Origin of the sequence: Rhodoferax sp. (genome assembly GCF_028714215.1) — a bacterium.
Classification (GTDB): domain Bacteria; phylum Pseudomonadota; class Gammaproteobacteria; order Burkholderiales; family Burkholderiaceae_C; genus Rhodoferax.
Genome location: NZ_JAQTMS010000001.1, coordinates 31,561 through 50,574 on the forward strand (window position 1 = coordinate 31,561; position 19,014 = coordinate 50,574).

The following is a 19,014-nucleotide window of genomic DNA, read 5'->3' on the forward strand; positions in this document are numbered from 1 at the left end:
CCGTGACCAAGCCCCTCACCCCGCTGCCGAGTCTGTCCGACTTGCGCGTCCAGATCGACGCCATCGACCAGCAGTTGCTGACGCTGCTCAATCGCCGCGCGCTGGTGGCGGAAAAGGTCGGGGAAGTAAAAAAGCGCGAAGGCACGGCGTTCTTCCGACCCGATCGCGTGGCCCAGGTGATCGACAAGATTCAATTGGCCAATCCGGGGCCTCTGAAAAATCCGCATGTGGCGGCCATCTGGCGCGAAATCATGTCAGCCTGCCTGGCCCTGGAAGCGCCGCAGCGGGTCGCCGTGCTGGGGCCGGCCGGCACCTTTTGCGAGCAGGCCGCGATTGAATTCTTCGGTGGCGCCGCCGACCTGATCTACTGCGCCAACTTCGATGAGGTGTTTCATTCCACCGCGGCCGGCAGCGCGCAATTCGGCGTCGTCGGGGTCGAGAACTCGACCGAAGGCATGGTGACGCGCTCACTCGATCTGTTTTTGCATTCACCCACCCATGTGATCGGCGAGATCACGCTGCTGGTTCGTCACAACCTGCTGCGGCTGGTCAACTCGCTGGATGGAATTGAAGCCGTGCTGGCGCATCCGCTGGCATTGGCCCAGTGCCAGAGCTGGCTGTCAAAGAACTTGCCGCACGCCGAGCGCCGTCCGGTCTCCAGCAACGCCGAGGGCGCCAAACTGGCGACCACCAACCCGGCCTGGGCGGGCCTGGCCAGTGAACGTGCGGCAGCCCAGTTTGGCCTGCATATTGCGGCGCATGCGATCCAGGACGACGCCTACAACCGGACCCGTTTCGCCATCATCTGCCTGCCGCAAACGATGGGAACACCGCCCCCTTCGGGCAAGGACTGCACCAGTCTGATTGTGTCCGTGCCGAATCGCCCCGGCGCGGTGCACGACCTTCTGGTCCCGCTCAAGACACATGGTGTATCAATGACCCGTTTCGAGTCGCGGCCAGCCCGCACCGGCCAGTGGGAGTACTATTTTTATATCGATATTCAGGGCCACCCGTCGCAGCCCCATGTTGCCGCCGCCCTGAAGGAACTGCAGGGACTTTGTGCGTTCTACAAATTGTTGGGTACTTACCCGGTAGCTGAATAATGTTTGAACAATTAGGCATCATTGGTTGTGGTCTGATGGGAGGCTCGTTTGCGCTTGCGCTCAAACACGCCGGACTGGTGAAGCGGATCGTCGGCTACAGCAAATCTCCCTCCAGCACCGAACGCGCCCTCCAGATGGGCGTCATAGATGTGGAGGCACCCTCCGCCATGCTGGCGGTGTCCGGGTCCGACATTGTCCTGATCGCCGTACCCGTTGCGGCAACCGAAGCCACTTTCAAAGCCATCAAACACCTGGTAACGCCGGCGATGCTGATCATGGATGTAGGTTCCACCAAGCGTGATGTGATCGACGCCGGCCGCCGGGCCCTGCGCGAGCAAATCGGCTCCTTCGTGCCAGCCCACCCGGTAGCGGGTCGGGAAGTCTCCGGCGTAGAGCATGCGGACGCCGAGCTTTACCACGGCAAGCAGGTGATTCTGACGCCGATAGAACGGACTTTGACGGTCCAATTGCAAAAAGCAGTGGACGTCTGGACGGCGCTTGGTTGCCGCGTCGTCACCATGTCGCCGGAGTCGCATGACGCCGCCTTTGCCGCTGTCAGCCACCTGCCGCACCTGCTTTCGTTTGCCCTCATGAATGCGATTTCGGGCCAACCGCAGGGCAAAGATTACCTGTCGCTGGCCGGTCCCGGCTTTCGCGATTTCTCCCGCATTGCCGCCAGCGATGCCAAGATGTGGCGCGACGTCCTGCTGTCCAACCGCGAGGAACTGTTGACCCAGTTGAAGATTTTCCAGCACAGCCTTCAGGCTCTGGAACTGATGATCGCCAGTGGCAATAGCGAGGCGCTTGAGGGCTTGATTGACCAGGCCAGTCTGACCCGTGCCAAGTGGCGCATGGCGCAAAACCAGAAATAATGTTTGCCACTGCCTTTCTCGACATCCCGCACCTCACGACAGCCAGCGGTGCCATTGTTCTACCCGGCTCCAAAAGCATTTCCAACCGCTTGCTGCTGTTGTCTGCGTTAAGCCAGGGCACAACCACGCTGCACGATTTGTTGGAGTCCGACGACACCCGTGTCATGCTCGACGCCTTGCGGGTGCTGGGCTGTGCCGTGCGCCAAAGCGGCAGCACGGTGGAGATCGAAGGTCTGGCTGGCGAGCCGGGCAATCGCAAAGCCGATCTGTTCATGGGCAATGCCGGCACGGCGATCCGCCCGCTGACCGCGGCGCTGGCGGTGATGGGAGGCGATTTTGAATTGCGTGGCGTGCCCCGCATGCACGAACGCCCGATCGGCGATCTGGTCGATGCCTTGCGTCAACTGGGCTGCCAAATCGATTACCTGGGCCAGCACGGTTACCCGCCGCTGCGCATCGGGAAACCGACGCTTTCGCTGGACACGCCGATCCGGGTCCGGGGCGACGTATCAAGCCAGTTTCTCACCGCGCTGCTGATGGCACTGCCACTGGTGGCCAAAAAAGAAATCATCATCGAGGTGGTGGGCGAACTGATCTCCCGCCCCTACATTGAAATCACACTCAATCTGCTGGCGCGTTTTGGCATCCAGGTGGTGCGTGACGGCTGGCAACGCTTCACCATTGCAGCCGGCAGCCGGTTCACGTCGCCCGGCACGCTGCACGTTGAGGCTGACGCCTCGTCCGCCAGCTATTTCATCGCTGTTGGCGCCATCGCCGCTGAGGCCAGGGGGCAAAAAGGCTTGCGCATTGAAGGCGTCGGCGCGGAGTCGATCCAAGGTGATATCCGTTTCGTCGAAGCGGCGCAAATGATGGGTGCTCGGGTGCTCAGCGGCCCCAATTGGCTTGAAGTGTCACGCGGCAGCTGGCCGCTCAAAGCCATCGAACTGGACTGCAACCATATCCCCGACGCAGCGATGACGCTGGCGGTGATGGCCTTGTATGCCCATGGCACCACCACGCTGCGCAACATTGCCAGTTGGCGCGTCAAGGAAACCGACCGCATTGCCGCCATGGCCCGTGAATTGCGCAAGCTCGGCGCCTCTGTGGAAGAAGGCAGCGATTACATTCGAGTGACACCGCCGGCCAGCACCTCCGATTGGAAGGCAGCCAGCATCCACACTTACGACGATCATCGGCTTGCCATGTGTTTTTCCCTGGCCGCCTTCAACCCGGCAGGGCTGCCGGTGCGCATCGAAGACCCAAAGTGCGTGGCCAAGACCTTTCCGGACTATTTTGAAGCCCTGTTTGCACTGGTTCAAGCAGCAGCGCAAACCATCCCCGTCATTTGCATCGATGGCCCAAGCGCTTCCGGCAAAGGTACCCTGGCGGCGTCGCTGGCGCAAAAGTTGGGCTACCATTTATTGGATTCCGGCTCGCTCTACCGCATCGCCGCACTGGCTGCCGTGCAGGCTGGCTTGGCCTTGGATGCGACGCAGGAGCAAGCCATTGCAGACTTGGTCAAAGGTTTGTCGATTCAATTTGCATCGGACCGTGTATTTTTGAATGGCATCGATGTAAGCGACGCCATCCGTACCGAGGCAGCGGGCATGAATGCCTCCAAGGTTTCGTCCTTGCCCCAAGTCCGTCTGGCGCTAGTGGACTTGCAGCACGGTTTTCGCCAGTTACCGGGCTTGGTCGCCGATGGACGCGATATGGGCACAGTCATCTTCCCGCAGGCGCCACTCAAAGTGTTTTTGACCGCCAGCGCTGAACAACGCGCACAGAGGCGCTACAAACAATTGATTTCAAAGGGAATTTCGGCTACACTCCGATCTCTTCACGCCGATCTGGCAGCACGCGACGCACGGGACTCTTCCCGCAGTGTCGCCCCTCTCAAACCTGCTGAAGATGCCCGGTTGCTGGACAATTCGGATCTGACGGTTGAAGAATCAGTCGATCTGGTGTTGACCTGGTGGCAGAGCAAACAGCCTTTCGGAGCCATCTGAAGGGTTGTACCCGGCCCACGCCAGCCCTCTCGCGCAGCACATTGCGCACTGCTGGTGTGGTTCAACAAACTAAACCGCGGAACCCCCGCATCAAAAATGTCAGAATCCTTTGCCGCCCTGTTTGAAGAGTCCCTGCAACGCACCGAAATGCGTCCAGGCGAAGTTATCACTGCCGAAGTAGTTCGTATCGAGCACAGCTTTGTGGTCGTCAACGCTGGCCTCAAGTCTGAATCCTACGTGCCGCTTGAAGAGTTCAAGAGTGATAAGGGCGAAATCGAAGTCCAGGTTGGCGACTTCGTATCGGTGGCCATCGGTTCCATCGAAAACGGCTATGGCGACACTATTCTGTCGCGCGACACCGCCAAGCGTCTGGCCTCATGGATGAGTCTGGAAAAAGCCCTGGAGACCGGCGAATTCGTCACCGGCACCACCAGTGGCAAGGTCAAGGGCGGCCTGACCGTGCTGGTCAATGGCATCCGTGCCTTCCTGCCTGGCTCGCTGGTCGACACCCGTCCCACCAAAGACTTGTCTCCGTATGAGAACAAGACCATGGAATTCAAGGTCATCAAGCTCGACCGCAAGCGCAACAACGTCGTGCTGTCACGCCGCGCCGTGGTCGAAGCCAGCATGGGCGAAGAGCGCGCCAAGCTGATGAACACCCTGAAAGAAGGCTCCGTGGTGCAAGGCGTTGTGAAAAACATCACCGAGTACGGCGCTTTTGTGGACTTGGGCGGCATCGACGGCCTGCTGCACATCACCGACATGGCTTGGCGTCGTGTCCGTCACCCCAGCGAAGTGGTGACAGCCGGTCAGGAAATCACCGCCAAGATCCTCAAGTTCGACACCGAGAAAAACCGCGTCTCGCTGGGCCTCAAGCAAATGGGCGACGATCCCTGGATGGGCGTCAACCGTCGCTACCCGCAAGGCACCCGCATGTTCGGCAAGATCACCAACATCGCCGACTACGGCGCATTTGTGGAACTCGAACCCGGTATCGAAGGCTTGGTACACGTGTCCGAAATGGACTGGACCAACAAGAATGTGGCACCCAGCAAGATCGTTGCCCTGGGTGACGAAGTCGAAGTCATGGTTCTGGAAATCGACGAAGACAAACGCCGCATCTCCTTGGGCATGAAGCAGTGCAAGGCCAATCCCTGGCAGGAATTCGCACAGAACACCAAACGTGGCGACCGCGTCAAGGGCCCGATCAAATCGATCACCGACTTCGGCGTGTTCGTCGGTCTGGCAGCCGGTATCGACGGTCTGGTTCACCTCTCCGACCTGTCCTGGAACGAGCCCGGCGAAACGGCTGTGCGCGAATACAAGAAAGGCCAGGAAGTCGAAGCCATCGTGCTGGCGGTGGACGTTGACCGCGAACGCATCTCCCTGGGCATCAAGCAACTGGACTCCGATCCGTTCACCACTTTTGCCACCATCAATGACAAGGGTCAGGTTGTCACCGGCAAGGTCAAATCGGTAGATGCCAAAGGCGCTGAAATCGATCTGGGCGACGACATCATCGGCTACCTGCGTGCCAGCGAAATCTCGCGCGACCGCGTGGAAGACGCCCGCAATGTACTCAAGGAAGGTGACGAAATCACCGCCGTGGTGGTCAACGTGGATCGCAAGGCGCGCAACATTCAATTGTCCATCAAGGCAAAAGATGCAGCCGACCAAAACGAAGCCATGGCCACCTTGAGTCAGGCCTCGGCGCGTGAAAACGCCGGCACGACCAGCCTCGGCGCTTTGCTGCGCGCAAAGCTGGACAACTCCGAAAAGTAATGCGCTAGCGGGACAGGGCAAGCGATGTGGCAACGCCCACTGACTGCCCTGTCCTCAACTAACCTGCCAAAAATGACCCGCTCCGACCTGGTCGAAGAACTGGCTGCCCGATTTGGTCAGCTCACCCACCGCGACGCAGAATTCGCGGTCAAAGCCATTCTTGACGCCATGAACGAGGCGCTGGTGCGCGGACATCGAATCGAGATTCGGGGTTTCGGCAGCTTTTCCATCAACCACAGACCGCCACGCATTGGACGCAATCCACGTAGCGGCGCCAGCGTAGCCGTTCCAGAAAAGCGAGTGCCCCACTTCAAACCGGGCAAGGCCCTGCGTGAAGCAGTGGACCTGCGCACGGTCGAACTCGAAAACAAGAGCAAGAGCTGACCGTTAGAATCGACCCGTCACTGGGAAGATCGATGAAAAACCTCCTGTGGCTGCTTAAGTGGATACTTAAAGCCGCCATTTTTTTTACCTTGTTTGCCTTCGCGCTGAACAACCAGCAGGACACCACGGTGCATTTTTTCTTTGGCACCCAGTGGCGTGCACCGCAGGTCCTGGTGGTGCTGGGGACTTTTGCCGCCGGGGTGGCGGTGGGCGCGCTGGGCATGGTGCCGCGCTGGTGGAAGCAGCGCCGCGCCGCGACCCAGAGAACCCAGGCGTCACCGGAATCCAACACGGCGCCGGTCAAACCTACGCCGTTCCCGCATGAATTTTGACCTGAGCTGGATACTGCTGGGTCTGCCCCTGGCCTTCGTGCTGGGCTGGTTGGCCTCGCGCCTTGATCTTCGCCAGTTGCGCATTGAGAACCATCAGGCCCCCAAAGCCTATTTCAAAGGTTTGAATTTCCTGCTCAATGAACAACAGGACCAGGCCATCGACGCCTTCATTGAGGCCGTGCAGAACGACCCGGACACCTCGGAATTGCATTTTGCCCTGGGTAATCTGTTTCGACGCCGGGGCGAATACGAACGCGCAGTGCGGGTTCACGAACATCTGCTGTCACGTGGCGACTTGAACCTGACCGATCATCAACGCGCGCAGCATGCTCTGGCACTGGACTATTTGAAAGCCGGTTTGCTGGACCGTGCCGAGGCCGCGCTACTCAAGCTGGAAGGAACGCCTTTTGAGGCGCAGGCGCGCCTGGCTCTGCTGGCCAACTATGAACGCAGTCGTGACTGGCCGCAGGCTGCACAAGTCGCCCAAAAACTGGCTGCCGCCAACCAGGGCAGCTTCAACGCCCGACTGGCGCACTACCTGTGCGAGCAGGCAGCTGCCTGTCTGGCCAACCAACAGACCGAGCCGGCCTTGTCCTTGCTGCAAGAGGCGATCATTACAGCGCCCGATGCAGCGCGACCACGCATCGCCATCGCACACCTATTGCACAGCCAGGGCAAGCATGAAGCAGCCTACGCGGCGCTGGTGCAGGCACTGGAGTCTTCCCCTGCGGCAACCCCCCTGATCGCCGCTAACCTGGCCGAGTTCGCGGTCAAATCCGGGCATGCGGTAGCGGCGCTTGATTTACTCAAGACCAACTACGAACAGTCCCCTTCGCTGGATGTTCTGGATGCCATCGTGGCACTCGAAGCCACCCTGAAACACCCGTCGTCAACGGCGCGCGACTGGTACGTACGGCATCTGGAACACGAACCCTCACTGGTCGCCGCCAGCAAATGGATAGCCGGTGAGAAACTCGAACACGAGCAATTTCACCCGCAGGTACAAAGGGCTCTGGACCACGCGGTCAAACCACTGATGCGCTACCGCTGCGCCGCCTGCGGCTTTGAGGCCAAGCAACACTTCTGGCAATGCCCGGGTTGCCAGGCATGGGACAGTTACCCGGCCAGACGGGTGGAGGAATTGTGAACACCAGCGTTGCTTGCCTGGACTCATGCAAAAGATGATGAATATTTCCAAAGAAACCTTATCCAGGGCACGCGTGCTGGTGGTCGGTGACGTCATGCTGGACCGCTACTGGTACGGCGCAGTGGACCGCATCTCGCCGGAAGCGCCGGTGCCCATTGTGCGTATCACGCGCGAAGAGGAGCGCAGCGGCGGTGCCGCCAACGTCGCCTATAACGTCGCGACATTGGGCGCGCAAGCATCACTGCTGACCGTGGTGGGCGAAGACGAAGCCAGCCACAAGCTCGAAGCGCTGGTCCAGGCAACCGGCATCAGGGCCCACTTTGGCCGCGACCCCGGCCTCAAGACGACCGTCAAATTGCGCGTGATTGGACGCCAGCAACAATTGCTGCGCCTGGACTTCGAAAACGTACCCAAGACCGAAGTGCTGGCCTCGCAAAGCGCAACTTTTGCCGAACTGCTGCCGAAGCACGATTCGGTGCTGTTTTCAGACTATGGGAAAGGTGGCTTGGCCCATATCAGTGAAATGATTGCGCGGGCTCGCGCGGCCGACAAACCGATCCTGATCGACCCCAAGGGCACGGACTATTCGCGCTATAAAAATGCCAGTGTTATCACACCCAATCGCACCGAACTGGCGCAAGTCATTGGGTCTTGGTCGGACGAGACTGACCTGCAAACCAAGTGCGACAACCTGCGCCAGCAACTCGGCTTGCAAGCGGTACTGCTGACACGCAGCGAAGAAGGCATGACGCTGTTTGATGCCCAGGGACCGCTGCATATCAACGCCCAGGCACGCGAAGTGTTTGACGTCACGGGTGCTGGCGATACAGTGATTGCGACCATGGCAGCGCTGGTGGCCGCCGGCATGAGCCTGCGCTCGGCCTTGCCCCTGGCGAACCGGGCCGGCGGCTTGGTGGTGGGCAAATTCGGCACCGCCACGATTACTTATGAGGAGTTGTTCGCATGAGAGTTGTAGTTACTGGAGCTGCGGGTTTTAGCTCCGACGTAACTTGCACCCGCAAGTTAGTCTTCACTGAAACCCGCAAGAGGTTCACATGAGAGTTGTTGTTACCGGAGCCGCGGGTTTTATTGGCAGCAATATCGTCAAAGGTTTGAACGCCCGCGGCATCGACGACATCATCGCCGTCGATGACCTGACGCAAGGCGATAAATTTCGCAACCTCGCCGATCTGAAGATTTCGGACTATGTCGATGCCGGCGTCTTCTACGACATGCTGACACGAGGTTCCTTCGGCCAAATCGAGGCGGTATTTCACGAGGGTGCCTGTAGCGACACCATGGAATCCAACGGCAAGTTCATGATGGACAACAACTACACTGTCTCATGCAGCCTGTTCCACGCTTGCCAGAAACGCGGCGCGCGACTGCTGTACGCTTCCAGCGCTGCCACTTACGGTGGGTCGGACACGTTCCGGGAGGACCCCTCTTTTGAGCGGCCTCTGAACGTCTACGGTTACTCCAAGCTTCTGTTCGACCAGCGCATGCGGCGCGAATGTGGCGTCAACTTTCAGAACTCGCTGGCCAGCCGGATCGGCCAGGTGGTGGGCTTTCGGTACTTCAATGTGTACGGGCCACGCGAGCAGCACAAGGGCCACATGGCCAGTGTCGCCTTTCACCAGTTCAACCAGTTTCAAAGCGAAGGGAAAGTGAAACTGTTTGCCGACTACGGTGGCTATGGCCCGGGAGCCCAGATGCGCGATTTCGTTTTCGTAGATGACGTGGTGGCGGTCAACCTGTGGTTCTATGATCACCCCGGTGTCTCCGGTATTTTCAACCTTGGCAGCGGCCGGGCACAGCCTTTCAATGACGTCGCGACCGCGGTGGTCAACACGCTGCGCGGGCAGCGTGGTGAGCCTGCGCTGACGCATGAGGCCATCGCGGCGGCCGGCCTGATCGAATATGTGCCGTTTCCACAGGCCCTGCGCGGCAAGTACCAGTGCTACACCCAAGCCGACTTGACTGCCTTGCGTGCCACCGGCTGCGACCATGTTTTTGCCGACGTGCAGAGCGGGGTCTCGAAATACGTGCAATGGCTGGCGGGCCAGGCCTGAACAGTCCAAATTTTCGCCAGCTATTCGCTCACCGGCGTGTCAACGCGCCAGGCATTGATCTCGTTGTGATGCTGGCCCCGGCCAAGGCCGGTGTTCATCTTTCTATTTGTCAACTTCGGGAGTTGATTCATGTTGAAGAAAATGCTGGCTGTGGTGGCCTTGTTGTGTGCTGCCACCTGCTTTGCCGCGGTCGAAGTGAACCAGGCCAACGCCGCCGACCTGGATGGCATCAAGGGCATAGGGCCATCCCTGTCGGGCAAGATTCTGGACGAGCGCAAGAAGAGTGCCTTCAAGGATTGGAACGACCTGATTGCGCGCGTTAAGGGACTGGGCCGGAAAAATGCCGCCAGACTTTCGGCCCAAGGCCTGACCGTCAACGGCGCCGACTACAAAGACCCGATTGCGGCACCGGTTGCCGGCAAGTAACCCTGAGTCCGCTGGTAGGGCTCAGGCGCGACCAATGATGCAGGCGGTCGCCATCAATTCCTCCAGCAGCGCCAGGGAAACACTGCCCGACACCGAGTAGGGGTCCAGCTCCGGCTTTTCTGCATATTTGAGCAAAATGGAAGCGTTGATCTTGGACATATTCACCTGCCCCATGGTCCAACCGCCGAAGCGACGCTCCGGAATTTCTTCGTAGTGCAGCAACACCACGTCCTTGTGGCGCGGATCCTTTTGAATGTGGCCGTACAACTCGCTCACGGGCATGCGTCCGCCCTCGATGGCTTGCAGAAAAATACCGCCGCCATAGCAAAGAATACCGGTGATTCCACACTCCGGGTTGTGCTTGCGCGACTGACTCAGAATCGCGTCGATGGCCTCGGCACTGGTGTCGATGGCGCGACTGGCATAAAGCAAACGTACCAGCATGATCAAGCTTTCTTTGGGATCAGAGAAAGGAACTCGCGGCGCAAATTGGGGTCTTTAAGAAAGCTGCCCCGCATCACCGAATTGATCATTTTGCTGTCCAGGTCCTTGACGCCCCGCCAACCCATGCAGAAATGGGTCGCTTCCATCACGATGGCCAGGCCGTCCGGCTGGGTTTTCTGCTGAATCAAGTCAGCCAGTTGAACCACCGCTTCTTCCTGGATCTGAGGCCGTCCCATGACCCACTCCGCCAGACGAGCGTATTTGGACAAACCAATCACGTTGGTGTGCTCATTGGGCAGCACACCAATCCAGATCTGGCCGATCACCGGGCAAAGATGATGGCTACAGGCGCTGCGCACGGTAATGGGACCAACGATCATCAGTTCGTTCAGATGTTCGGCGTTGGGAAATTCGGTGATCGTCGGCGCATCGACGTAACGCCCCAGGAAAACCTCATTGAGGTACATCTTGGCAACGCGACGTGCCGTCTGGTCGGTGTTGTGGTCGTGTTCGGTGTCAATCACCAGGCTGCTCAAAACGCCTTTCATCTTCTCTTCCACCTCGTCCAGCAAGCGATCAAGCTCACCCGGCCGGATGAAGTCGGCAATGTTGTCGTTGGCATTGAAGCGTTTGCGCGCCGCCAGCAAGCGCTCCCGGATCTTGACCGATACGGGGGTGCCTTCTTCGGCATCGACTGGATTCATGGTGCTTTGACTTTTCATTAACATGGAACAATGGTAGCAGCGTTTTAGAGCTAGGGTTTTTGGCCACAAGAGCACGCCAATTGAGAATGACACGCTACTGAATCAATAGCGTTGCCCATTCAGGAACAATAGAATCCGGACCAGTCCAAACGCGATCCAATCCAGCAGACGTTGCCGCCACGGCCGGTTGGCGTAAACCGCCGGATCAACCGGAACGCCGCCCTGCGCCATGGCGTTCTCAAGTCGCACGCGCAAGTCTTGCGCAAATGACGCATCGTCCACCACCACATTGGCCTCGCGCGCCAACAGCAGACTCAGCGGGTCCAGATTGGAGGAACCCACGGTTGCCCAGTGGCCGTCAATCACGGCCACCTTGGCGTGCAGAAACCCGACCGAATACTCATGAATTTCGACGCCTGCCGCCAACAGGACACCGTACACCGGTCGGGTCGCGTAGTACTGCATGAAATACTCGTAGCGCCCGTGCAGCAGCAAACGGACCCGGACCCCGCGCTGGGCCGCCAGGATCAAACCTTTGCGCAGTTTTCGGCCCGGCAGGAAATAGGCGTTGGCAATAATGATCTCCTGCCGCGCCAGGCCAATGGCTTTTCGGTAAGCACGTTCAATCCGGGAGCGGTTGCGCACGTTATCGCGCAGCACCAGTTCCGCATGGGTGCTGTGCTCCAGAATGCCGGGAACCGGGGCCTGCGCGTCTGCCTGCGCCTCCGAACGGGCCTGTAGCGCCAGTGACACTGCTTCCTGCAAGGCCCGCCAGGCGGCCGAGAAATCGCTGCTGCGCGCTGTGCTGGCGGCCTGCAAGCGCCACCAGAACTGGGCCGTCGCCTCATGCACCGCCTGCACCAGCGGGCCCGTCACGCGCACCGCAAAGTCAAAGCGGGGCGAGTCCAGAACGCCATGGTTGGGATCATAAAAATCGTCCAGCACATTGATCCCGCCGCAAAACGCCACGGTGCCATCCACGACACACAGTTTTCGGTGCAAACGCCGCCAGCGACTGGGAATCAGGACGCCCAAACGCCCCAGAGGCGAGAAAATGCACCACTTGACGCCCGCCGCGGCAAAACGAGCCACCCATGGCGTCGGCAGGCTGGGTGTGCCAACCCCGTCGAGGGCCAGATAAACCTCCACCCCGCGCTGCCCGGCGCGCTCCAACGCCTCAGCCACCTGCTCACCGCTCGCTGCGACGTTGAAGATATAGGTCTCCATCCGGATTTCATGTGCACTGCGGTCAATGGCCTGCACCAGTGCGGCAAAAAAAGCTTGCCCGCCTTGTAGCAGTTGCACTTGATGACCGGGCCGCAGCGAATGCATGTGCTTTAAAGTGTCGAGGACGGTACTTGCGGCAGGCCGAACTCGGCGATCAGCGGCAAATGATCCGACATGCGCCACCAGATATGCCCATGAGGCACATGAACCGCCAGCGGCGTCAGACCTCTGGCGTAAACGTAATCGAGTTGCACCAGCGGCAACCGGGCCGGGAAGGTGGGATGCTGCTGTCCCTCAAAGGCTCTCAAATGCGAAGCGCTCAATGCACGCTGCACAAGGGCTCCCCAGTCATTAAAGTCTCCAGCCACGAGCAGCGGCGCGGCCGCCGGGACTTCGCGCTCGATAAAGCGCTGCATCTGCGCCACCTGGCGGGTGCGGCTGGAACGAATCAACCCCAGATGAACCACCACCACATGCACAGAACAACCGTGCACCATCACCTCCACATGCAGCAGGCCACGCTGCTCAAACCGGTGATCGGAAATATCCTCGTGCTGGTGCGTCACCACCGGCCAGCGCGACAAGACGGCGTTCCCGTGCTCCCCATGCCGGGTGAATGCGTTGGTCCGGTAGACGGCCTCATAGCCTTCCGGCGCCAGAAACTCGGCTTGCGGCAGATCCGGCCAGCGGGTGAAATGCTGTTCCTCGCGGCGGTGCAGTTTTCGCACCTCCTGCAAGCACACAATGTCGGCATCGAACTGCTCGACGGCATGGCCCAGGTTGTGAATTTCCAGCCGGCGCCGCGGGCCAAGCCCCTGGACCCCCTTGTGAATGTTATAGGTCGCAACACGTACGATATTCATGCTTGCACCTCGGATTCTGCAAAACCGGACAATCTCAATATGGCGCCGGCATTGGAAGGTGAAAAACAGCGCGCCGCGGCTTGCCGGTAGGGCAGCCATTGGTAAGCCGTATGTTCGCGTGGGCTCAAACGAACGGGCGTTCCTGGCGGCACCCTCAAACCAAATACGCGCTCGGTGTTGCGTGTCACGCCAGGCGCATAGCGGTGTTGCCAGCGCGGATAGATGTCATACACATTTTCGAACTGCCAGTCGCACAGGCCTGTTCCCAGCGAAGTGCCGCAACTGCATTCAATTCCGGTTTCTTCCAGCACCTCGCGCGCCGCGCATTGCGCGTAAGACTCCTCCAGCGTGTCCTTGCTGCCGGTGACGGATTGCCAGAAATCGTCCGCATCGGCCCTTTTGATCAGCAGCACATCGAATGCCGGGGTGTAAATCACCACCAGTACCGATTGGGGAATTTTGTAGCTGCGCGACATAAGAAGGGCGCCGATTGAGCGCCCTTTCATTCTGCCTGAATACCAGCCCGGGAACCACCTAGACTGGTTTTGCCGTCTCCGGCGTGCGCAACCTGATGTGCAGTTCGCGCAACTGTTTTTCATCCACATGGGATGGCGCCTGGGTCAGCAGGCATTGGGCACGCTGGGTTTTCGGAAAGGCGATCACATCGCGGATCGATTCGGCACCCGTCATCAAGGTGATGATCCGGTCCAGACCAAACGCCAGTCCACCATGAGGCGGCGCGCCATATTGAAGGGCGTCAAGCAGGAAACCAAATTTATCCTGGGCTTCCTCGGGCGTTATTTTCAAGGCATCGAATACTTTTTTCTGCACGTCGGCGCGATGGATACGGACCGAGCCGCCCCCCATCTCCCAGCCGTTGAGCACCATGTCGTAGCCTTGGGAAATGCACTTCTCGGGGGCCGTCGCCATCCAGTCTTCATGGCCTTCCTTGGGCGCCGTGAACGGATGGTGGGTCGCCGTGTAGCGCTGCGCTTCCTCGTCAAACTCGAACATCGGGAAGTCGACCACCCACATTGGGCGCCAGCCATCCTGGAACAACCCTGTCTTGCGGCCGAACTCGCTATGCCCGATCTTGATGCGCAGGGCACCGATCGCGTCATTCACGATCTTGGCCTTGTCGGCACCAAAAAAGATCAGGTCGCCATTCTGCGCACCGGTGCGTGCCAACACTTCGGCCAATGCTTTGTCGTGGAGATTCTTGACGACAGGGCTTTGCAGGCCGGGCCACCGAAGGGTTTTGTCACCCGGGCCCTTGGCCAAGTCATTGACCTTGATGTAGGCCAAACCCTTGGCTCCATAGATCTTGACGAATTCGGCATAAGCATCGATTTCGCTGCGACTCAGACCACCAGTCTCGAGTGCGCCGCCCGGAACGCGCAGACCAACCACACGGCCACCGGGCATGGTGGCGGCACTGGCGAAGACCTTGAAATCGACGTCCGTCATGACATCCGTCAGATCGGTGAACTCCAACTTGACACGCAGGTCAGGTTTGTCCGAGCCGTAGCGGTGCATGGCTTCGCTGTAGGCCATGACCGGGAACTCGCCCAGATCGACATTCAGCGTGGTCTTGAACACGGTAGTGATCATGCCCTGGAACAGGTCACGAATTTCCTGCTCACCGAGGAACGAGGTTTCAATATCAATTTGCGTGAATTCGGGCTGGCGGTCGGCGCGCAAGTCTTCATCCCGGAAGCATTTGGTGATCTGGTAGTAACGGTCATAGCCGGCCACCATCAGCAACTGCTTGAACAACTGGGGACTCTGCGGCAAGGCAAAAAAGTGGCCCGCATGGACGCGGCTGGGTACCAGGTAATCACGCGCGCCTTCCGGTGTCGACTTGCCCAACATGGGCGTTTCGATGTCGATGAAACCATTTGCATCCAGAAACTTGCGCACTTCCATCGTCACGCGGTAACGCAGCATCAGGTTGTTTTGCATGTAGGGGCGGCGCAAATCGAGCACCCGGTGTGTCAATCGGGTGGTCTCGCTCAGGTTCTCGTCGTCAAGCTGAAACGGCGGCGTGACGGAAGGATTGAGCACAGTCAATTCATGGCACAACACCTCGACCTTGCCGCTCTTCAGGCTGTCATTGGTGGTGCCTTGCGGGCGGGCGCGCACCAGGCCTTTGACCTGGATGCAGTACTCGTTGCGAAGGCCTTCGGCGGTTTGGAACATTGCGGCACGATCCGGGTCGCACACCACCTGCACAAAACCTTCGCGGTCTCGAACATCGACAAAGATCACACCGCCATGATCCCGGCGACGGTTGACCCAGCCGCACAGACTGACGGTTTGGCCCAGCAGGGCTTCGGTCACAAGACCGCAATAGTGGGAACGCATGGCCATAGACAACTTTCATAGCCGACCACGAATGGCGGCACAGGTTACGGATAAAACTATTTTGGAACAGTGGCAACTGGAGCGACCGGTGCCACCGAACCCATGGAAATCACATAGGTCAGCGCCTCATCGACGCTCATCTGCAACTCGATCACCTCAGAGCGTGGCAACAGTAAAAAAAAGCCACTGGTCGGGTTCGGGGTGGTGGGTACGTAGACACTTACAAAGTCGCTGCCCAGATGCCCTGCCACCTCGCCGCTGGGGGTGCCGGTCTGGAACGCGATGGTCCATACACCGGCCCGCGGATACTGGACCAGCATGGCCTTGCGAAAAGCATTGCCATTACTGGAAAAAAGCGTATCCGACACTTTTTTCACACTGTTGTAGATTGACCTGAAGATCGGAATGTGGGTAAACAACCGGTCCCACTGCGCCAACCACCAGCGACCCGCCACATTGCTAACGAGCGCCCCGGTCACCAGCAAGGCCGAAAAAACCAGAACCACGCCCAAACCCGGGATATGACGCAGCGGCTCGATGAAGATGGCCGTTGAACTCGGCGTCAAAGCGCCAATGCCCGTCAGCAAGCCGCCAAATATGGCATCCAGCAAGCCCACCAGCCACAACAACACCCATATGGTGATGGCCAGCGGCAACCAGACCAGCAGGCCGGTAAGCAGGTACTTCTTGATTGGCACAGAAAAATCCAGGTTTTCGCCAGCGCGTCCTCAGTGGCAACTGCAGGAACCACCACAGCCGCCAGCACTGCCCGTCGAGTCCGATTTTGCAACCGAAGTCTCAGCCGGCTTGGTGCTCGGCGTAACAGCCGGGGCAGCGTCGGAATTGGCCGTTGTGGCTGGCACCGCGGCACTGCCACCCTTGAAATCAGTGGCGTACCAACCCGAGCCCTTCAGTTGGAAACCTGCCGCCGTCAACTGTTTCTTGAAAGTGGACGCGGCACAGGCAGGGCAATCTGTCAGCGGCGCATCCGACAATTTCTGCAGCACGTCCTTGGTAAAACCACAGGACTCGCACTTATACGCGTAAATCGGCATGACAATAAGACTCTGATTTCAGGTTGCAAAGTCTTTAATTATAAGGCGTTGCTCCTGTCAGCCCATGCCCCTCAATGTCCCGCCTAGAAAAGCCGAACATGCGCAATCAATTGCATTGCCAGCAGACCCAGCACAAAGCCGACACAACCATACACGAGTCCTTGCAGCAAGCGGTTGGTCCGCCTCTGCTCAAGCAGGAGCTCATCGAGCGCGCGGGACGGGCCGGACTTGCCGTCCTTGAGAAAGTCGAACAAGAGTCTCGGCAACTCGGGCAGTAACTTGGCGTAAAGTGGCGCCTCGTTGCGCAGTTGATCGATCAGTTTCTTAGGACCAAGCTGATCGATCATCCACTGCTCCAGAAACGGCTTGGCGGTGTTCCAGAGGTCCAAATCAGGGTCCAGTTGACGCCCCAGACCTTCGATGTTGAGCAGTGTCTTTTGCAACAGCACCAATTGCGGCTGGATTTCAACGGAGAAACGCCTGGAGGTCTGGAACAGGCGCATCAACACCAGTCCCAGCGAAAAATCCTTCAGTGGCCGGTCAAAGTACGGCTCGCACACCGAGCGAATGGCGGACTCCAACTCGTCCACCCGGGTGGCTGGAGGAACCCACCCTGACTCGATGTGCAACTCCGCCACGCGCTTGTAATCGCGGCGGAAAAAGGCCGTGAAATTTTGCGCCAGATACTCTTTATCAGACCGGCTGAGTGTGCCGATGATGCCGAAATCGAGTGAAATATAGCGGCCAAAGGTCGCTGGTTCGATACTGACCTGTATGTTGCCGGGGTGCATGTCGGCGTGAAAAAAGCCGTCGCGAAAAACCTGCGTGAAAAATATCGTGACCCCGTCCCGCGCCAGCTTCGGAATATCCACCCCGGCCGCGCGCAAGCGATCGACTTGGCTGACCGGAACCCCGTGCATGCGCTCCATCACAATGACTTCGGGCATGCAATAGTCCCAGAACATCTCCGGCACCAATACCAGGTCAAGCCCGGCCATGTTGCGGCGCAACTGCGCCGCACTGGCGGCCTCACGCACCAGATCCAGTTCGTCGTGCAGGTACTTGTCGAACTCATCCACCACTTCACGCGGTTTCAGGCGCCTGCCACCGGCCGACAAACCGTCCACCCAGCCGGCCATCATGCGCATCAGGCTGAGGTCTTTTTCAATCGCCGGCAACATACCCGGCCTGAGCACCTTGACAGCGACCTCCCGGGCCTGGCCGGTCCGGTCCTTGAGCACCGCAAAATGCACTTGCGCAATCGAGGCGCTGGCAATCGGCTCCCGGTCAAACGAAACAAAGATGTCAGTCACCTTCTTCTGGAAGGCGCGCTCGATGGTGGCAATCGCCACGTCGCTGTCAAAAGGCGGCACCCGGTCCTGCAAGCGGGCCAGCTCATCCGCGATGTCGACCGGCATCAAGTCGCGCCGGGTCGACAGTACCTGTCCGAATTTGACAAAAATAGGGCCTAGTCGCTCCAGCGCTTCGCGAATGCGTTGCCCGCGGGGGGCCTCGAGATTTCGTCCGATCGACAGGATTCTGGCAATGCCGTTGAGCCAGGGCTTCTGAAAACTTGTCAGGAACAGCTGATCCAGGCCATAGCGAAATATCACCCAGAAAATGAAACCGCCCCGAAATAGACGCGTCATTGCGTCGCCTTGTCGGAGCCGCTCGCCATCGTGCCGCCAATGAACTGACGCAAGGCCTTGGCCATGCCGCGGGCCGCTTGGCCCAGGGTATGCGCCGGCGCATCGCCAATCACGCGCGCCAGATCTTCCTCAATATCCCAGCGGACATGGTCAACCAGCCAGTTCACCTCGGCCGCCAGTTGCACATCGCCCTCGATTCGGATCGCCGGCCGGTCTCCACGCAGCACCCCTTGCGCCAGTACCAACGGAGATTCCTCGGTGGCGGCCAGCACCAGATCCGGCTTCGCCTGCGCAGGGGCAAGATCCAGAAGACCGGCCGGGGTTGCCACCAAGGTCATGGAAAAAGTGCGCCATTGCAGATGCACAACGCGGCCTTTTTGCCCCAAAAGGCGGTTTGTCGCCTCTTTTTCCTGGAGCAAAATGTGATTCAACAAGAGTACGACGCGCCGTCGGACCTCATCCACCGCCCACGCGGGAGGTTGCAAGGGGGGAAGGGGAAGGTTCTGAAGAAAACCTTCCAGCCATAAAAAAGGGGACTGTGTTGCCATAGCCCCCTATTATTCCCTGAATCTCCAAGCGCCTAG

At 59.2% G+C, this 19,014-nt stretch carries 20 protein-coding genes; 10 read left to right on the forward strand and 10 right to left on the reverse strand.

All coding sequences use genetic code 11. The annotated features are described in order from the left end of the window. Positions 1–2 precede the first annotated feature (2 nt). The 10 genes from pheA to PHS32_RS00205 all read left to right on the forward strand — a co-directional run bounded on the left by pheA (position 3) and on the right by PHS32_RS00205 (position 10,124). Positions 3–1,103 (forward strand): prephenate dehydratase, encoded by a 1,101-nt coding sequence (gene pheA / locus PHS32_RS00160; protein WP_301076724.1) that lies wholly within the window; start codon positions 3–5, stop codon positions 1,101–1,103. Continuing rightward, complete coding sequence (locus PHS32_RS00165; protein ID WP_301076725.1) at positions 1,103–1,975, forward strand: prephenate dehydrogenase/arogenate dehydrogenase family protein; 873 nt, start codon at positions 1,103–1,105, stop codon at positions 1,973–1,975. The genes pheA and PHS32_RS00165 overlap by 1 nt, the downstream gene beginning before the upstream one ends. After that, positions 1,975–3,981, forward strand: coding sequence for a bifunctional 3-phosphoshikimate 1-carboxyvinyltransferase/cytidylate kinase (locus tag PHS32_RS00170; protein ID WP_301076726.1), 2,007 nt, complete (start codon positions 1,975–1,977; stop codon positions 3,979–3,981). Before PHS32_RS00165 ends, PHS32_RS00170 begins: the two co-directional genes overlap by 1 nt. 96 nt (positions 3,982–4,077) lie before the next feature. After that, complete coding sequence (gene rpsA / locus PHS32_RS00175; protein WP_301076727.1) at positions 4,078–5,763, forward strand: 30S ribosomal protein S1; 1,686 nt, start codon at positions 4,078–4,080, stop codon at positions 5,761–5,763. 72 nt (positions 5,764–5,835) lie between these two features. Further along, complete coding sequence (locus tag PHS32_RS00180) at positions 5,836–6,147, forward strand: integration host factor subunit beta (RefSeq protein ID WP_301076728.1); 312 nt, start codon at positions 5,836–5,838, stop codon at positions 6,145–6,147. Between the two features lie 32 nt (positions 6,148–6,179). Beyond that, a complete protein-coding gene (locus PHS32_RS00185) occupies positions 6,180–6,479 on the forward strand; it encodes a lipopolysaccharide assembly LapA domain-containing protein (protein WP_301076729.1) in 300 nt (99 codons plus the stop codon). Continuing rightward, the gene (gene lapB / locus PHS32_RS00190) at positions 6,469–7,626 is read left to right on the forward strand and encodes a lipopolysaccharide assembly protein LapB (protein ID WP_301076730.1); all 1,158 of its coding nucleotides are present in this window, start codon (positions 6,469–6,471) and stop codon (positions 7,624–7,626) included. Before PHS32_RS00185 ends, lapB begins: the two co-directional genes overlap by 11 nt. Positions 7,627–7,663: 37 nt before the next feature. Continuing rightward, positions 7,664–8,593: a D-glycero-beta-D-manno-heptose-7-phosphate kinase gene (rfaE1, locus tag PHS32_RS00195; RefSeq protein ID WP_301076731.1), complete on the forward strand. Its 930-nt coding sequence runs from the start codon at positions 7,664–7,666 to the stop codon at positions 8,591–8,593. Between the two features lie 88 nt (positions 8,594–8,681). Further along, on the forward strand, positions 8,682–9,698 hold the full coding sequence (gene rfaD / locus PHS32_RS00200) for an ADP-glyceromanno-heptose 6-epimerase (RefSeq protein WP_301076732.1): 1,017 nt from the start codon (positions 8,682–8,684) through the stop codon (positions 9,696–9,698). Positions 9,699–9,827: 129 nt separating this feature from the next. Beyond that, on the forward strand, positions 9,828–10,124 hold the full coding sequence (locus tag PHS32_RS00205; RefSeq protein WP_301076733.1) for a helix-hairpin-helix domain-containing protein: 297 nt from the start codon (positions 9,828–9,830) through the stop codon (positions 10,122–10,124). 21 nt (positions 10,125–10,145) lie between these two features. Here the strand turns inward: PHS32_RS00205 and PHS32_RS00210 are convergent, their stop codons facing one another. The 10 genes from PHS32_RS00210 to PHS32_RS00255 all read right to left on the reverse strand — a co-directional run bounded on the left by PHS32_RS00210 (position 10,146) and on the right by PHS32_RS00255 (position 18,978). Further along, positions 10,146–10,568: a BLUF domain-containing protein gene (locus tag PHS32_RS00210; RefSeq protein ID WP_301076734.1), complete on the reverse strand. Its 423-nt coding sequence runs from the start codon at positions 10,566–10,568 to the stop codon at positions 10,146–10,148. Positions 10,569–10,570: 2 nt separating this feature from the next. Further along, positions 10,571–11,272: a GTP cyclohydrolase I gene (folE, locus tag PHS32_RS00215; protein ID WP_301076735.1), complete on the reverse strand. Its 702-nt coding sequence runs from the start codon at positions 11,270–11,272 to the stop codon at positions 10,571–10,573. A 102-nt stretch (positions 11,273–11,374) separates the two neighbouring features. Continuing rightward, positions 11,375–12,604 carry a cardiolipin synthase ClsB gene (clsB, locus tag PHS32_RS00220; RefSeq protein WP_301076736.1) on the reverse strand — a complete coding sequence of 410 codons (1,230 nt, stop codon included), beginning with the start codon at positions 12,602–12,604 and terminating at the stop codon, positions 11,375–11,377. A 5-nt stretch (positions 12,605–12,609) separates the two neighbouring features. Further along, positions 12,610–13,362, reverse strand: coding sequence for an endonuclease/exonuclease/phosphatase family protein (locus PHS32_RS00225; RefSeq protein ID WP_301076737.1), 753 nt, complete (start codon positions 13,360–13,362; stop codon positions 12,610–12,612). Then, entirely contained in the window at positions 13,359–13,838 is a 480-nt protein-coding gene (gene nudB / locus PHS32_RS00230; RefSeq protein WP_301076738.1) for a dihydroneopterin triphosphate diphosphatase, read from the reverse strand. The genes PHS32_RS00225 and nudB overlap by 4 nt, the downstream gene beginning before the upstream one ends. A 58-nt stretch (positions 13,839–13,896) precedes the next feature. After that, complete coding sequence (gene aspS / locus PHS32_RS00235) at positions 13,897–15,732, reverse strand: aspartate--tRNA ligase (protein WP_301076739.1); 1,836 nt, start codon at positions 15,730–15,732, stop codon at positions 13,897–13,899. A gap of 50 nt (positions 15,733–15,782) precedes the next feature. Next, a complete protein-coding gene (locus PHS32_RS00240; RefSeq protein ID WP_301076884.1) occupies positions 15,783–16,418 on the reverse strand; it encodes a DUF502 domain-containing protein in 636 nt (211 codons plus the stop codon). A gap of 36 nt (positions 16,419–16,454) precedes the next feature. Continuing rightward, complete coding sequence (locus tag PHS32_RS00245; RefSeq protein ID WP_301076740.1) at positions 16,455–16,781, reverse strand: FmdB family zinc ribbon protein; 327 nt, start codon at positions 16,779–16,781, stop codon at positions 16,455–16,457. Between the two features lie 83 nt (positions 16,782–16,864). After that, positions 16,865–18,430, reverse strand: coding sequence for a ubiquinone biosynthesis regulatory protein kinase UbiB (ubiB, locus tag PHS32_RS00250; protein ID WP_301076741.1), 1,566 nt, complete (start codon positions 18,428–18,430; stop codon positions 16,865–16,867). Beyond that, the gene (locus PHS32_RS00255; protein WP_301076742.1) at positions 18,427–18,978 is read right to left on the reverse strand and encodes a hypothetical protein; all 552 of its coding nucleotides are present in this window, start codon (positions 18,976–18,978) and stop codon (positions 18,427–18,429) included. Before PHS32_RS00255 ends, ubiB begins: the two co-directional genes overlap by 4 nt. Between the last annotated feature and the right edge of the window lie 36 nt (positions 18,979–19,014).

What these genes read in the sequence shown, in the direction of transcription:
- PHS32_RS00165 (WP_301076725.1), top strand. Translation starts at nt 1,103, where the DNA reads ATGTTTGAACAATTAGGCATCATTGGTTGTGGTCTGATGGGAGGCTCG.
- PHS32_RS00170 (WP_301076726.1), top strand. Translation starts at nt 1,975, where the DNA reads ATGTTTGCCACTGCCTTTCTCGACATCCCGCACCTCACGACAGCCAGC.
- rpsA (WP_301076727.1), top strand. Translation starts at nt 4,078, where the DNA reads ATGTCAGAATCCTTTGCCGCCCTGTTTGAAGAGTCCCTGCAACGCACC.
- PHS32_RS00180 (WP_301076728.1), top strand. Translation starts at nt 5,836, where the DNA reads ATGACCCGCTCCGACCTGGTCGAAGAACTGGCTGCCCGATTTGGTCAG.
- PHS32_RS00185 (WP_301076729.1), top strand. Translation starts at nt 6,180, where the DNA reads ATGAAAAACCTCCTGTGGCTGCTTAAGTGGATACTTAAAGCCGCCATT.
- lapB (WP_301076730.1), top strand. Translation starts at nt 6,469, where the DNA reads ATGAATTTTGACCTGAGCTGGATACTGCTGGGTCTGCCCCTGGCCTTC.
- rfaE1 (WP_301076731.1), top strand. Translation starts at nt 7,664, where the DNA reads ATGAATATTTCCAAAGAAACCTTATCCAGGGCACGCGTGCTGGTGGTC.
- rfaD (WP_301076732.1), top strand. Translation starts at nt 8,682, where the DNA reads ATGAGAGTTGTTGTTACCGGAGCCGCGGGTTTTATTGGCAGCAATATC.
- PHS32_RS00205 (WP_301076733.1), top strand. Translation starts at nt 9,828, where the DNA reads ATGTTGAAGAAAATGCTGGCTGTGGTGGCCTTGTTGTGTGCTGCCACC.
- PHS32_RS00210 (WP_301076734.1), bottom strand. Translation starts at nt 10,568, where the DNA reads ATGCTGGTACGTTTGCTTTATGCCAGTCGCGCCATCGACACCAGTGCC.
- folE (WP_301076735.1), bottom strand. Translation starts at nt 11,272, where the DNA reads ATGAATCCAGTCGATGCCGAAGAAGGCACCCCCGTATCGGTCAAGATC.
- clsB (WP_301076736.1), bottom strand. Translation starts at nt 12,604, where the DNA reads ATGCATTCGCTGCGGCCCGGTCATCAAGTGCAACTGCTACAAGGCGGG.
- PHS32_RS00225 (WP_301076737.1), bottom strand. Translation starts at nt 13,362, where the DNA reads ATGAATATCGTACGTGTTGCGACCTATAACATTCACAAGGGGGTCCAG.
- nudB (WP_301076738.1), bottom strand. Translation starts at nt 13,838, where the DNA reads ATGTCGCGCAGCTACAAAATTCCCCAATCGGTACTGGTGGTGATTTAC.
- aspS (WP_301076739.1), bottom strand. Translation starts at nt 15,732, where the DNA reads ATGGCCATGCGTTCCCACTATTGCGGTCTTGTGACCGAAGCCCTGCTG.
- PHS32_RS00245 (WP_301076740.1), bottom strand. Translation starts at nt 16,781, where the DNA reads ATGCCGATTTACGCGTATAAGTGCGAGTCCTGTGGTTTTACCAAGGAC.
- ubiB (WP_301076741.1), bottom strand. Translation starts at nt 18,430, where the DNA reads ATGACGCGTCTATTTCGGGGCGGTTTCATTTTCTGGGTGATATTTCGC.
- PHS32_RS00255 (WP_301076742.1), bottom strand. Translation starts at nt 18,978, where the DNA reads ATGGCAACACAGTCCCCTTTTTTATGGCTGGAAGGTTTTCTTCAGAAC.